This window comes from Paenibacillus sp. B1-35 (assembly GCF_050474385.1).
GTDB lineage: Bacteria > Bacillota > Bacilli > Paenibacillales > Paenibacillaceae > Paenibacillus_B > Paenibacillus_B alvei.
The window spans coordinates 1,675,558-1,689,578 of record NZ_JBCHVJ010000001.1; the positions used below are offsets into that span (position 1 = coordinate 1,675,558).

At 43.4% G+C, this 14,021-nt stretch carries 11 protein-coding genes and 1 pseudogene; 4 read left to right on the plus strand and 8 right to left on the minus strand.

The annotated features are described in order from the left end of the window. The first annotated feature begins 168 nt into the window (after nt 1-168). Nucleotides 169-1,389 carry a GNAT family N-acetyltransferase gene (locus ACQ5BJ_RS07275; protein ID WP_005546228.1) on the plus strand — a complete coding sequence of 407 codons (1,221 nt, stop codon included), beginning with the start codon at nt 169-171 and terminating at the stop codon, nt 1,387-1,389. A 112-nt stretch (nt 1,390-1,501) separates the two neighbouring features. On the opposite strand, the gene ACQ5BJ_RS07280 is transcribed toward ACQ5BJ_RS07275, so the two are convergent. From ACQ5BJ_RS07280 to ACQ5BJ_RS07290, 3 genes are all read right to left on the minus strand, one after another. Then, nucleotides 1,502-2,437 carry an aminoglycoside phosphotransferase family protein gene (locus tag ACQ5BJ_RS07280; RefSeq protein WP_430109342.1) on the minus strand — a complete coding sequence of 312 codons (936 nt, stop codon included), beginning with the start codon at nt 2,435-2,437 and terminating at the stop codon, nt 1,502-1,504. 31 nt (nt 2,438-2,468) lie between these two features. Next, entirely contained in the window at nt 2,469-3,149 is a 681-nt protein-coding gene (locus ACQ5BJ_RS07285; protein WP_262866567.1) for a YdeI/OmpD-associated family protein, read from the minus strand. Between the two features lie 127 nt (nt 3,150-3,276). Continuing rightward, nucleotides 3,277-3,876, minus strand: a complete 600-nt coding sequence (locus ACQ5BJ_RS07290) for a metalloregulator ArsR/SmtB family transcription factor (protein WP_171416595.1) — start codon at nt 3,874-3,876, stop codon at nt 3,277-3,279. A 254-nt stretch (nt 3,877-4,130) separates the two neighbouring features. On the opposite strand from ACQ5BJ_RS07290, the gene ACQ5BJ_RS07295 reads away from it, so the two are divergent. Continuing rightward, on the plus strand, nt 4,131-5,054 hold the full coding sequence (locus ACQ5BJ_RS07295) for a GNAT family N-acetyltransferase (RefSeq protein ID WP_268619887.1): 924 nt from the start codon (nt 4,131-4,133) through the stop codon (nt 5,052-5,054). A 108-nt stretch (nt 5,055-5,162) separates the two neighbouring features. On the opposite strand, the gene gnpA is transcribed toward ACQ5BJ_RS07295, so the two are convergent. Continuing rightward, nucleotides 5,163-7,334: a 1,3-beta-galactosyl-N-acetylhexosamine phosphorylase gene (gene gnpA / locus ACQ5BJ_RS07300; protein ID WP_268619886.1), complete on the minus strand. Its 2,172-nt coding sequence runs from the start codon at nt 7,332-7,334 to the stop codon at nt 5,163-5,165. Nucleotides 7,335-7,532: 198 nt separating this feature from the next. Between gnpA and ACQ5BJ_RS07305 the strand changes: the two are divergent. Both ACQ5BJ_RS07305 and ACQ5BJ_RS07310 read left to right on the plus strand, forming a co-directional pair. After that, nucleotides 7,533-7,655, plus strand: a pseudogene (locus tag ACQ5BJ_RS07305) (IS1595 family transposase); the annotation flags it as partial. A 41-nt stretch (nt 7,656-7,696) separates the two neighbouring features. Next, nucleotides 7,697-8,401 carry an alpha/beta hydrolase gene (locus tag ACQ5BJ_RS07310; RefSeq protein ID WP_430109347.1) on the plus strand — a complete coding sequence of 235 codons (705 nt, stop codon included), beginning with the start codon at nt 7,697-7,699 and terminating at the stop codon, nt 8,399-8,401. Nucleotides 8,402-8,546: 145 nt separating this feature from the next. Here ACQ5BJ_RS07310 and ACQ5BJ_RS07315 read toward each other — a convergent pair whose 3' ends face one another. The 4 genes from ACQ5BJ_RS07315 to ACQ5BJ_RS07330 all read right to left on the minus strand — a co-directional run bounded on the left by ACQ5BJ_RS07315 (nt 8,547) and on the right by ACQ5BJ_RS07330 (nt 13,988). After that, nucleotides 8,547-9,350, minus strand: a complete 804-nt coding sequence (locus ACQ5BJ_RS07315) for a carbohydrate-binding protein (protein WP_430109350.1) — start codon at nt 9,348-9,350, stop codon at nt 8,547-8,549. 38 nt (nt 9,351-9,388) lie between these two features. Next, nucleotides 9,389-10,984, minus strand: coding sequence for a response regulator transcription factor (locus ACQ5BJ_RS07320; protein ID WP_430109353.1), 1,596 nt, complete (start codon nt 10,982-10,984; stop codon nt 9,389-9,391). Next, nucleotides 10,959-12,716: a sensor histidine kinase gene (locus ACQ5BJ_RS07325; RefSeq protein WP_005546210.1), complete on the minus strand. Its 1,758-nt coding sequence runs from the start codon at nt 12,714-12,716 to the stop codon at nt 10,959-10,961. Before ACQ5BJ_RS07325 ends, ACQ5BJ_RS07320 begins: the two co-directional genes overlap by 26 nt. A 78-nt stretch (nt 12,717-12,794) precedes the next feature. Next, complete coding sequence (locus tag ACQ5BJ_RS07330) at nt 12,795-13,988, minus strand: glycoside hydrolase family 88 protein (protein ID WP_430109356.1); 1,194 nt, start codon at nt 13,986-13,988, stop codon at nt 12,795-12,797. Nucleotides 13,989-14,021: the final 33 nt, after the last annotated feature.

Here is a 14,021-nt window from a genome sequence, read left to right on the forward strand (position 1 = left end):
TATACAACGCCTCCACTTTCGTGGCGGCGCTCTTTTTTGTTTCGCAGCTTCTGCCTATCGTCGTCTCTCCTACCTTCACAGTCCTTATTTCTATACATGATTGAACCATGTCAATTTCGTGTAAAATAGTATAAGGCTAATCGGCCCTTAATAAGGAGGTTCTATTCCATGAGCCGTCAAAAGCTGCAAGAAAGACTGAAAATGAAGGAAGTTGAAATCCAGCATGGCGAGCAGTTCAATGACTTGCTGCGCTATGTATTCCAAGTGACCAATCATGATTTGCAGGCGCTAGGTTGGGAAAATCGCGAGATCGCGCAGGCTAAGCTGCCTGTGCTGAGGCAGGCTGACGTGCTGGGCTGGTTCGATGGGGATAAACTTATTTCCCAATTGGCAGTATACCCGTTCCAAGTCAACATCTTTGGCCAAATATATGAAATGGGCGGATTAACAGGAGTCGGCACCTACCCTGAATACGCCAACCTAGGCTTAATGAATAAGTTGATGCGTCAAGCCCTGACGAATATGCGCAAGCGCAAGCAATCCGTATCCTATTTATATCCTTATTCCATTCCTTACTACCGCCGGAAAGGCTGGGAGATCATCTCTGATAAAATCTCGTTCGAAGTGAAAGATACACAGTTGCCCAAGCTTAAAACAGTACCCGGCAATGTAGAGCGTGTTACGATTGAGCATCCAGACGTGCGACAAGTCTATCACCACTTTGCTCTGCAGACACACGGTGCAATGCTGCGCAATGAACTGGCGTGGGAGGAATATTTGCGGTGGGATCTCGATGATATGACCGTGGCCGTTTATTATAACAGCAGCCATGAGCCAACAGGGTATTTGCTTTACTGGATTGCCGAGGAAGTGTTCTATATGAAAGAGATGGTGTATGTGAACCAGGAAGCACGCAATGGCTTATGGAACTTCATCAGTGCACACTTCTCCATGGTGACCAAAGTAAAGGGGCATATTTATACCGATGAACCACTTGCCTTTTTGCTTGAAGACAGTGACATTAAGGAGACGATTGCTCCCTACTATATGGCAAGGATCGTCGATATCGGCTTATTTTTGAAACAATATCCGTTCCAGCCACAGGAAATGCCGTGCAGCTTCACCTTCGTCCTCCACGATCCGATGCTAGAGTGGAATCAAGGCGTGTTCACCTTATCAGTAGATGAACAAGGACATGGGAAGCTGATCAAGGGTGGAAATCAACGAGATGCTGAATTCGATATCCAAACATTAACCACTATGCTTATGGGCTATAAGCGCCCATCTTATTTAGCAAAAATCGGACGATTCCAGGCCAACGAAGCAACCATTGATATGCTTGAACGACTGATCATCCGCCAAATCCCATACTTCTCCGACTATTTCTAAGCGAACAAAAAGAGAGCACTTCCAACTCCCAAACGAGTTAGAGTGCTCTCAACTGCTTTACGCCACTTCTGATGGACGATGCTGTTTGCTTCCATTTCTACTTCCGCTTCCGTCATTCCATAGGCAGGTGTGCTTGAAGCAATCTTTTTACTTCATAAATATCGGTTAATGACTGAGCACCCAGCTTCGAATACTTCTCACAGATCATGCTAACAAAGTCAAAGCCGAATTCATGCAGCAATATAGCGAGAAATACCTCATCGATGAACGCTTCGCGGCTGCAATTCAGCTCATGTATGAACAATTGGATCAACTCGGCATCAAAATCAAATAACGAGAACAAAATTGGCGGGTATTCATACGCCGCTGGAGCAATCGTACTGTCTGCAAAGTCGATCATGTAAAGCTGACCTTTTGCATCAACCATGACATTCTCCGCTGTGATATCGCCATGCACATATACGGGCTGTGATATCGGGCTTTTCGCGACAATTTCAGCAATTTGAGTTCGGATAAGTTCAGTAAATATGTTCCACCTCGCGTTGCGAACGACTCTTTGCTTTATAGCATTTGCATCGACCTGCTCCTCAGGCAGCGTGTTCAGCTTGTCCAGATTAGCAAGCAGTTGCTTAACGAATGTCGCCTTCTGGGAGGATGTTGAATTAGGCAGTACCTTGCCCGCTTCCTGCCCTTGAATAAAGTCCATGATGATATAACGGAACAAATATTTATCTTTAATAAAGGATGCCGCGATAATGTTCGGCGCGTGAATGCCTTGCTGGAGAGCACGTTCCATTGCACTGATTTCTGCATCGTAATCAGCGTCGGTATTCGCTCCAGATTCCTTGGGCGCAAAAATTTTAATCACGTAGCTGCCTGCCCGAAATACCGCGTTCGTGCCTGGAGTTACATTCGATATTTGCTCTGCGCCGCTCAAATCTTCTTTCTCGTAAATGACTTCGATGAGCTGTCGAAAATCTTCAATTGATTGATAAACGGCTCCCCATGAATTCCAATTCTTGATTTCCTTTGTAAAAGCGAAACTCATTGGCTGACTCTCCCCGATCCTGCACAATATGTTATTTTCCTCGTCTTCGATAAAGATCAAATGATTTGTATCCCTTGGCCAAAATGGACTCCATCTCTATTAGCCTTTTTTGCTGCGTTTCTGTTTTTTTGGCACTATACACATAACGCGCCCAATCCTTTTGATAGCCTGGCGTCAAGTTGTTGTAAAACTCCAATTGCGCGCTGTTTGCCAGGTATTTCTGAATGTCAGCGATATGATCCACGTAGTCATCTACACACTGGCTCTTTGTAGCTCCTGCTGGTTTGGTTGTTTTTTTCGTTTCCGACTTCAGCCCGATTACCGTAAACACGTCATCCAAGCTAACCATCCGCGCAAATTTAATAGCGCTGTTTGCTACATAGCCATCCTCATTGACGAATCCAATATTGAAAAAGCTGTCACGTTCAATATATTGCTCATATTTGGGATTGTTTTTCTTCGGATAAGCGACGAACAGATACCCCTTGTTATTCAACAACTGCTTATCGATAACCATCTGTACGAGCTCTGTAAATTCTTCTAGCGTGAAGATAAATGCAAAAATAAGATCATAGTTCTCCTTGCGGATTGCATTGTCATAATCCAATTCATCGAATTCTGCTATATCGCTCGGCTTGTTCAAAATCAGCTTCATCGGGTATTTATTCAAATTCAATTTATCAATAATATTCTTCTTGGAGTTCTGGTTCATCCTGTGTCAGTTCCTTCCCATATGTGCTGTCCATTAGTATACCATCCAGCCTGAGAAACCACATATCCTGACCAACTGTTACGTGCACTGTCTATACCTAATTGGCTGTGAAGTACCCAGCCTTTGTTCATGATAAGGTTGACCAATTGGCCCACAACTCCCGCGGGTTCATCTCATAGAGATCATTTTCTCGGTACAAAAATTGATGCATAATAAATTCCCGGCGAATCGTAGCAAAATCCTCATGATAGGCCTTAATAAATTCATTGATTTCCTTCTCGCTGTATTTCCGCCCCATTTCAAGGTTAGACACCATATGTTCCAGTACAATAAGCTTCTTTTTTAGCTGGGAAGGGATGTTCTTTAACTTGCCTTCCTTGGAAATAAAATTGCGAATGACCGAATCTTTCATCCGCTGTTGATCCTCATTCAACATTTCAGCACCTCCTTCAGCTCTGCGATAAATGAGATTCATGGCGGCAACGGCATTGTTTTTCAGAAAATAGTCATTTAATGAAAAATAAATCATGTTCTTCTCTCTTCGTTCGTTAATGAGGCTCGCTTCGCGAAGCTTGGATGCATGATGGGTAATCGTAGCTGGTGTAACGAACAGCTTCTCTGCCAAGTCTTGACCGTTACGCTCGCCTTCCGCCAGTAAAATAAGCATTTTGATGCGTGTAGGATCGGCCAACGCTTTATGATAAGCAACTACTTTCTCTACCTGCATTGGGGGTATTCCTCCTCTGTTCGATCTGGGAAGCTCAATATGAAACAGGCAATAAAAACATTCGATTATGAAATGTGAAGTCATGATCACAGGTGGCATTATACAAATTTAATAAACATCTAATTAGATGTTTATTAAAATAGATGGTACACAATCAAGGAATATATTGTCAATCCATATTTTGTACCCTATAGTTATGAGGAAGGAATGACGTTTTAAGCTAGACTCACCTGAAAAAAAGAGAGGGGAATTCTGTGAATTTACTATCGTCTGAGCTTCAGATCCGTAATTTTCAACAAGAGGACATGCCTTTGCTAGGGGAATTATATCGATCTGTTACTTCGCGACCGAATGCAATATTTTGGTGGGTAGGCGAAGAAGCAAATTGGTGCAATGTAGTATGTGCCTTCGAGCACGGCAAGATGGTTGCCAAGGGACAGGTCAGTATCATTAATATTGTACCGCCCGGCCGGGCTCAAGAGAACAAGCATGCCATTTACGTGAATATCAAAGCTATCCCAGAACGTGAGCATGACTATGTGTTGCTTGACCGTATTTATAATCTGCTGTACGCCAGAGCCATCGAGTTGAAGGCAACACTTCCTGCCGAATACGGAACGAGACTCTGTGTTGGCAATGATTCAACAGAAGAGGCGAACAGTCAATTCTTCCTGCAGCGTGGTTACCGTCATCTGATTAGTCTATATCAAATGGAACGAATGATAGAAGCACCAATTCCAGAGCTGCAATTGCCAGAAGCTTATCAATTTTCTTATTGGAATTTAGATACGTCTGAAGAAGCTCATGCCTATCTGGATATCGATACAGAAATTTGGCCAGATAATCCGCTTGGATTGGAGAGACTGAATGAATACAGGCAGTATCCGCTCTGGACTTCTATGGTTGTCCGCCAAGGAGATACGGTCGTAGCCGGTTTATTGATTTGGAAAGAAGACGATTATGTCCAAATCGATAATGTATTCGTTCGCGAGAAATGGCGGGGTCAGGGCCTTGCGAAGTTCCTGCTTGCTCAGGCATTGCATTATGCCCAGTCTCACGGCTTGACACGTGCTAGCCTGGAGGTATTAACCGACAATCGAACAGCATTACGATTGTACGAATCGCTCGGATTCGAGCAGAGGGCAGAAGAACTAAGGTACTGCATAGAGTTGAGATAAATGGATCGCTCTACAGGATTAGACAGGATTAGGCTGGAACAATTAGCTACTAATTGCCCAGCCTAATCTAATTGTTCTTCAATCGCAATGTGTGAATGCGACGTAAACTTACATATCAAACCAGCGCAATTCGCCGCCCTTGAGCTCCAATTCGAAGCTCTTGCCATTCGCGTACACAGTCGTGTTGCGCGGCTCTGCCGTGTTGTTTACAACGCAATACGTACCTGTTTCCGGATAGACATGGATTTCCGTATGCGCATCCGAACTAAACCAATTGTGCAATTCATGATCCTTGCTGCACGACCACAATATTGCACGATGCAACAAGCGGGCGTTCTCCGCACTGTACGGCAGTCCGCCGAGATAGACAGATCGACCGCCAAAGTAGTTATTGACTGCAAACTGCACTTCTTTATCCTTGCAAGCTAAAATATCAGCGCTCGTCGCGTATACATTTTTCTTGCCTTCACCAAAATTGATGTCACCATTCATATCGGCAGTAATAAAGTGAGATGGTTTTACATCCCAATTGTATTTATCGTAGCCGAGGGTGAAGCCGCGCTCCAGCTCTACGCCAAGAGCATCGCCCAGTTGGAAGAAACGGCCTTGATGTTGAACAGCGGATGGTTCACCTACCCCGATAAAGCCGCCTCCGCGAGCAATAAATGCACGGATTTGCTCAACAATATACGGGTCTTTCCAGTTGTCACCGCCGGTATGTGCGGTGTCAGCGTCACCGACATTAATAATGACATCGATATCATTGAGCAGCTTCGGCTGCTCACGAATGTCGTCAAAGCTAATGAACGATACATCGAAAGGAGCGCCGCTCAAAATCTCAATAATGCCCGCATAGCTGTAGTTTTGCTTCTGGTACAGTGCATGATGCACCATATGGCAGCCCCAAGAGCGCATTTTCCCCCAGCAATTTAGTACAGCAACTTTAGCTAAGCACAGCGGCTTCGTGCGTGCCTTCTCATATAAATCACGGAATTCATCGGCAACTTTCGTGACATAATCAACAAAGTCTGGGAAGTCCAGCGCCAGCTTCAAGTAACCGCCATAGCCAATGCGATCTACAGGCTTACGCAAAATAGCTCGTCTAGCTGTCAACCAGTTTTCTTGAGCTTCTGCCGTTGGATTCCCGCCAGGATGGAACGTATCCGGGAAGAAGTATGGCAAGAAGCGCCCTTCTGTATATTTCACCCCAGGAATATCACTAATTAAGCGCAATGTCGAACCATTGCCGACGCTGCCGACGACTGCATCCAGTCCGATGGTTTTAAACTCATCCATATAAGGCTCAGTGCCAATAAAATGATCCCCTAAGAACATCATCGCTTCGCGACCTTCTTCATGGGTAATATCAACGAGCTCTTTAGCTAGCCCCGCCACTTCGCGCCGTTGGAAGGCCATAAAGTCCAAGTATTGTTGGGACGGAATCCGATACTGGTTGTTGTAGTAGCCTTCGTCAATAATATATTCCGGACGGAACTTATAGCCAACTTCACGCTCGAACTGTTCGAGAATATAAGGGCTGACGCTAGCGGAATAGCCGTACCAATCCACATATTTCTCCCGACGCAGTTCATCGAATATAAGCGTGAACTGATGGAAGAACGTTGTGAACCGTACTACATTTACATAAGGCTTGTCCCGCAAAAATTCACGCAGTCTGCCTTTGGAGTATTCCCGTGTCTTAGGCTGACGTACGTCAAACGTAATTTGTCGTTCGAAATCCTTCCAATCATTCACGACGGCATTGTACATATGAACAGGATCCCAAATCAGATAGGTTAAGAAGCTCACGCTATACTCATGGTAAGGTATCGTATTATTAATCATTACACAGCCGCTAGCTTCATCATAGCGCCAGTGATTCGTAGGTACGACCTCGCCAGTAGTACGATCGATAACTTCCCACCAGCGGTATATATCATCGCGGTTGTTAACTTGCAATAAGTCTTCGCTGATCCCTTCCAATAACCGAATAGAAAGCTCAGCATCTGTAGCAGCAACAAATTTCGTTGAAATATAGCATTGCTGTACTTCGTCAGGGTTTGCTTTCGCCCAATTGTTGTCTTTGCGGGTTGTATAGTAAGTAGCGTATACTTTCGCTCCACATTCAGCTAGCTCTTGCGGAAAAGTTGTGCCGTCTGCATCGCGCACAGCATCAGCTCCCCACAACTCCATCGTTTTCAGCGTTTCTCCTACGACATCAAGATCGGTAGGGATGGTGAGGCGCCCTCTGCCTTGTTTGTTCTGGTTCTGCTCGCCCATTTGAAACATGCTCCTTCCACATAACTGATTGTTGATACCATCATACTCAGCGAGGAAGGGAGACCCAAGGACGGATTATGACCTTCCACGGGTAAAATTTTGACCTTTGCTGCAAAAAAGGCTGCGTTTTTAAATCGATTATGGATTACTATAAAGAAGTAGAATGGCATACCAAGAATTAGAAAGACTCGATGACCATTGGAACATAAGCGCATACAAAGAGGAATACATAAAGGAGGAACTCACCATATCGGGCACATTAATACTGTACACAACAAATTAAAAAAGTGGATGAATACGTTTAATGGTGTTGCAACTAAATAAATCAGCAATTACTTGTATTTTATGGAGGATGAATTGTAATGTTAAAAAATAATTTGAAAATAGAAAATATTCCAGCGATTTTGTGGGGCGACAAATCAGATAAGTTATTTGTGGTGGTGCATGGTAACATGTCAAACAAGGCAGATGACTCGATTATTGTATTTGCAGAAGAAGCAACAGCAGTAGGTTATCAAGTGCTTAGTTTTGATTTACCTCAACATGGTGATCGTAAGGATGAAACTTATCTTTGCAACGTTCAAAACTGTGTTCAAGACCTTCATACAATTATGACCTATGCAAAATCGTTATCAAATCATATTAGCCTTTTTGCTTGTAGCATGGGAGCGTATTTTAGTCTATTAGAATATAGCCATGAGCCGTTGAAGCAGTGCTTGTTTCTCTCTCCTGTGGTAAATATGGAGCGTATCATAAATAATATGATGACATGGTTTGACGTAAGTGAGAGCAGACTAAAAATGGAGAAAGAAATTTCTACACCTATCGGACAAACTCTCTATTGGGATTACTACTGTTATGTGAAAGAACATCCTATTGTTGCTTGGAATATTCCAACTTCCATTCTCTATGGTTCAGAAGATAACGTATGTGAATTTGACGTTGTATCTGAATTTACTAAATGTTTTAACTGTCATTTGCAAGTAATGGAGAATGGAGAACACTATTTCCATACGGAGGAACAGTTGCAGTATTTCAGACAATGGCTGAAAAAACATATACGTTAAATGATAACTTTACAAGCGAATTAAGGGGAGTCAAAATGACTTCCCTTAAAAGTTATATCATTTCAGCATTGTTTTAAAGCATCACCAAAAAAAAGATATAGACCTCCCTGCTCACAGCAGGCTCAGTTCTATATCTTTTATTTACTCACTTTACTTCATAGCCATAAGCTTCAATTTGCGTTAGTGCAGGGAACGGCGACGGGTCAGCGGACTTGATTAAGTTCTTTACTGTCAATGACTCTACCTGACGCGGCATAAACTTAAATACCTGCTTGGCATGCGTTTTCGTTAAATGAATCGTCTCATAATCACCATTGGAGAAGCAGACGGTTACTTGCTCCCAATAGTTATCATGAGGAAAGTCTGCTCGCAGCGTAAGAGCAATGCAGTCAATTTCTACCGTGCGTCCAAATTGCACGCTCATTTCAGCGTCATCTTGCTGGTTAATCCCCCATGACTCAAATGGCCATGCCCCGTGACCTGCATTAAAGCAATTGCCATTAATGGCATTGCGAGCGGCAAACACGGACTCTCCACGCGTTTCCACATTCGCAATCGCATGCGGATAACAACTGTCATTCTCATGTTGGTCGAATGGATTCAGGGCTACATTTTTGTAACTGGAGATTTCCGCTTCAGTCGCTAGACGCACGCTAAGCGCATGGATATCACCACTATATGATTTTGGATTATAGGAAATTTTCTTCTCTCCAAATGGAATCGTAAGCCGATAGCAAGTTGTCGCTAAATATACGAACGTTTCCGGCATCGTATCATCAAGCTGCAACATGACATATTGGTGGGGCTGCTCACTCTTTACAACAATTTGGTCACCCTCTTGATAAGGTTGATGATATACAAGCTGGGCTTGCCCCTGATCAGAAGCAGTTGCCAATACGGTATGATTTGCATCGTGAATTTCAATCGTAAACTGCGTTTGTTGTGTCATAAGATGATCATCTCTTTCTTCCTTTATTTGTAAAATATTTACGAGCATTCGTTCTTATAATCACTCGGTGTTACGCCCATATACTTCTTAAACACTTTAGAGAAATAGGTACGGTCTGAGTAACCTAGTGTAAGTGCGATCTGTTCCAGCGTATACCCCGATGTTTTCAACATTTGTGAGGCAATGTTCATTTTATACTGATGTACATAATCCGTGAAATTGCTGCCAGTCATGCGTTTGAAATACCGTGAGAAGTAACTTGGATTCAAATACAGATAGCGCGCAATATCAATGGAAGTAATACTATCAGCTAAATTTTGTTCGATATAATGTTGAATCTGCTGTAACTTCGGTTCATAGCTGCTAGCTAGTGTACCTCGGCCTTGTTTCCCCTCTTTATCGTTAGACATTGCTATCGCAGTTAGCGGGCGTTCCGCTAATGCAAGCACGTCAACAAGGGTCCGTGCCTGCTCCATATAATTGAAGATCGCTTCATCGAGTCTAACCGAAGCTGTTATCGTCAGCTCTCGTAAGCAAACTTGCAGCTCATGTATGTATGAAGCAGGTTCAATCATTCTCGCTTGAAAATGTTCTTTCATATTCCCAATAATACGTTGGATACCCTCTATATCATGGATAGCTAGCGCCTGCTTTAGTTCACCTTTATAGTTGTCCAACTCCCCAGCAGGCAATTTCAGCCATGTTGATTCCATTGCCTGCCGCCGATCGGCAATCAGCATCGACTCCCCAACATAAAACTCATATTTATGGCGCAATAAGGAGTGATAACACGTACCCATTTGCTTCAGTTGCAGCTTATCGCTTACCGTGACGCTTACCAGCTGCAATTTCATATATTGTGCAACTCGTTCTTTCAATTTTTGCAAGTAGCTGTTGAAGTGCAACACGTTGTTATCTGCTAAATTATCGTGATAGTTATACACAATGACAAGATGATGTTGCTGCAAAAATGGCGTGATCCCTTCATACTTGCGTGCTAGCTCTTCCGCAATATTGTAGACGGCATAGCAAATTAACGATAACGATTGCTGTGAGTAATGTTCATCGTAACTGGCATATTGTACATGCACAAGACTGAGCATATACCAAGGACAGCTCCACCTTACTCCAATGCCAGCGGCATATTTAAGGATCTCGTCAACATTCGTTCGATCAAGCACACTCTGTAATAAACCTTGTTTGAGCAACTGTTGATTGTAGCTTGAAGGTTGTACACTTACTGACGATGATTGTTTTTTCAGTAAGCGCAGCGACTTATGCAAACTTTGTTGCAACTGTTCATCTGTTAATTGATCTTTAATTAAATAATCGTCAGCCTGAAGCTTAAGCGCTTGTCTCGCGTAGTTGAAGTCTTCATGACAGGTTAAGAAAATGACGCGCACGTCAGGTTTGATTTGGCGAAACTGTTCTGCTAACTCAATCCCATTCTTCTGCGGCAAGCCAATATCTGTTATCACAATATCGGGAACGGTCTGCTGAAACAGGTGTACTGCTTTGACGCTGGAATAGGTCGCAGCTACAATCTTCAACTGTAATTGTTCCCAATCAATCATTTGCTGCAATAATTTGAGCATTGGCACATCATCATCAATAAGCATCACTTTGTATATCACTGGTTGTCCCCCCGCTTGATGTCACTGGAATCTGCATTCGTGCCGTTATACCGTCATACCTGTTAGGAGCAAAAGAAAGCGCAGCCTCTGAACCGAAAGACAGTTTCAAGCGTTGAGCAACATTAACCAATCCGACCCGCTTATAACTAGGATCAGGTTCATCACTGCAACGCAACACACTTTCATTCAGTCGATGCAACAAAGACTCGTCCATACCTGCTCCGTTATCGGCAACCTCAATAACGATGGTATCCGCGTCATGATAGACGGAGATCCAAATTTGAGATTGCTGGCTCCTAGTATCATTGCCCTCCATATCTACATCAGTATCGACAAAGCCATGTATAATTGCATTTTCAACTAACGGTTGTAGTAATAACTTTGGAAACTTAAGCAACTGCAATTGTGGCTCTATATCGACTTGCAGTTGGATGGGAATATCACTGCGCATTTGCATAATATCAATGTAGTGAGCCATTAACTCACACTCTTCCTGCAGTGTTGCCAGTGCATTGAAATTCATATAGGCACGCAGTAAGCTCATTAAGGAGTCAATCATGCCACTATGCAGTCGATCCTTCTGCAACATTAAGCTGCACTTAATTGAATTAAGCGTATTCAACAGAAAGTGGGGACGAATTTGCATAAACAGCGCCTCAAGCTCCAACACTCGTCTCTGCTCCTGTTGCCGCTCCATCTCATAAATGGACTGTTGCAGTTGATCCAACATCAAGTTAATCGTCTTGCTTACCGCTGCTAGCTCATCATCTCCCTTAACTTGCAATCTAACATCGAGCTTGCCGTTGCCAAATTGTCCTGCAACCTGCTGTAATTGCTCAATCGGACGATGCAATCGTTTAGAGATCAGCAATGCAAACAAAGAGAATATAATGACAAAAAGCATGACTTCAGCAGAACCGATATAAAGTGTCTTTGAAATAATGCCTCTAAACGTGTTGTTGCTCATCTCATATACAAGCTTCCACCCGTTTTTGCTCAGCACGACTTCCGAACGCATACGATCGTCCACCTTATTTGAATCGGAGGCAAGCAATTGTGCTGAGCCAGCAATCCGGTCACCATGTTCATCCAGGAGAGCAACATCCCATGACTTCACAGCTTGTAATGCATTTTCGAAATAGGACTGTTCAATTCCAATCAGCAGCACGGCCGTATGCCCTTTACTAACACGATCATAGATGACACGAGCAATATAATATTTACTCGCTCCCTTGTCATCGAGTAGTCCTAGCCACTGCAGCCGTTCTGGCTGTTGGAAATTAATTTTGCTATACAATTCTGACAAATGCGGTAATAGTTTCGCCGGTTCATCATCTCCTGAAGGGATAATAAAGTGCTGGCGGTTAATTAAGTACATCTGCGTCTGCCTATTCAACGTTTTCGAATTGATAAGCGAAAATACAGCTTTGATTTGCGAGAAATTCTCATAATCAGCAAAACTATTTAAATGCTTCACATCAGCGAATTGACGTAAGCTAGTTTTGAAGCCTTCATCGTTGACAATGAAATGGGAGGCAAACGTAGCATCATCAATCGTTTTGCTAAATTCTGCACCGATTACGTTCAACATGTTTTCATTCGTTGCATGCAACTTATCCAGCATCGATTCCTTAATTAAATAAAAAGATTGCACAGATACAGCAACCATCGGTACGATAATAAATAGCATGAAGGAAAGTAACATTCGTTTATAGTAAGTTAAATGGAACATAAGGTTAGCGTCACTTCCCTTCCTTCAATCCTTCATCATTTCCGTTACAGTTCAAGCCAAATCATCGACTTTATCTTCCTATTTCGATTTACGCTCATACCAATAACCAGGAATACCGCGTGCAAGACGCATCAGCGCTTCCAAGTAGTAATAATCGCCCCAAATCATATAATCATCAGGGGACAAGCCACCATGGACATAGTACGAGCCATGCTTAAGCAAACCTTCCGCTGCATCGTCATCCATCGTAGCATAGTTGTGAATCAGCGACTCCATACTGGTTGCCAGCATCTTTTCGAAATAAGGACGATCGGGGTCAGCATCATCCAAATGTGAGATAAGCTCCGCCAGTCCGGCAGCTACAATCGCTGAAGCTGAACTATCGCGATACGTACCAGCCGTTACAGGCGCATTGAAATCCCAATAAGCAACAGTGTCCTCAGGCAAATGCTCAAGGAAGTAGCGCGCCATACGCTTAGAAGTCTCCAAAAATGCCTCATTTCCCGTATAACGATAGGAAAGTGCAAAGCCATATACGCCCCAAGCTTGCCCACGCGTCCACGTCGAACCGTTGCTGTAGCCCTGATGAGTCGCGCCGCCGATTGGAACCCCCGTCTCAGTATCGAAAAAGAAAGTGTGGTACGAACTGTCATCCCCACGAACGATATAGCGCCGTGTTTTCTCTGCTTGGATTTCTGCAACTTCTCGATACTTCGGATCACCAGTCTGTTCGCTTGCCCAATACAACAATGGCAGATTAAGCAAACAGTCAATAATGATACGACCCGCTTCTTGCTCGTTATCTTTCGTTCCCCAAGCTTGAATGTATCCGCTTCCATCGCTCGTGTTACGCCAACGCTTCAATAAATGATCAGCTGCATCAAGTGTCAACTTACGAGCACGATCGTCGCCTGTTATGATCCACTGCGCTTTGGAAGACAAGCTAAATAGGAATCCAATATCATGATGATCCAATACAACTTTTTGCTCAAACCGCTGACGAAAACTAGCCACAGTAGCTTCTGCTGCCTGCCGATAACGTTCATCTTGTGAATATTCATAGCATAACCACAATATTCCCGACCAGAAGCCATTTGTCCAGTCGTTGTTATCATTCAATTGATATTTCCCATTCAGGCTAACATGCGGAAACTGAGTTCCAAACTTATCAATATTGATCAGCGTTTTCGCTAGAATATTTTCAATTGCTTGTGTGTAAAGTTGATTTGCTTGCATGACCGTTGTTTGCGTTCCCTCTGTAGACATCTGCATTTCAGCCCTCTCTCAGAAAAATAACTCAATGCA

Excerpts from the sequence above, each read along its gene's own strand:
- ACQ5BJ_RS07310 (WP_430109347.1), top strand. The coding sequence starts at position 7,697 with ATGTTAAAAAATAATTTGAAAATAGAAAATATTCCAGCGATTTTGTGG.
- ACQ5BJ_RS07325 (WP_005546210.1), bottom strand. The coding sequence starts at position 12,716 with ATGTTCCATTTAACTTACTATAAACGAATGTTACTTTCCTTCATGCTA.
- ACQ5BJ_RS07285 (WP_262866567.1), bottom strand. The coding sequence starts at position 3,149 with ATGAACCAGAACTCCAAGAAGAATATTATTGATAAATTGAATTTGAAT.
- ACQ5BJ_RS07290 (WP_171416595.1), bottom strand. The coding sequence starts at position 3,876 with ATGCAGGTAGAGAAAGTAGTTGCTTATCATAAAGCGTTGGCCGATCCT.
- ACQ5BJ_RS07275 (WP_005546228.1), top strand. The coding sequence starts at position 169 with ATGAGCCGTCAAAAGCTGCAAGAAAGACTGAAAATGAAGGAAGTTGAA.
- gnpA (WP_268619886.1), bottom strand. The coding sequence starts at position 7,334 with ATGGGCGAGCAGAACCAGAACAAACAAGGCAGAGGGCGCCTCACCATC.
- ACQ5BJ_RS07315 (WP_430109350.1), bottom strand. The coding sequence starts at position 9,350 with ATGACACAACAAACGCAGTTTACGATTGAAATTCACGATGCAAATCAT.
- ACQ5BJ_RS07280 (WP_430109342.1), bottom strand. The coding sequence starts at position 2,437 with ATGAGTTTCGCTTTTACAAAGGAAATCAAGAATTGGAATTCATGGGGA.
- ACQ5BJ_RS07330 (WP_430109356.1), bottom strand. The coding sequence starts at position 13,988 with ATGCAGATGTCTACAGAGGGAACGCAAACAACGGTCATGCAAGCAAAT.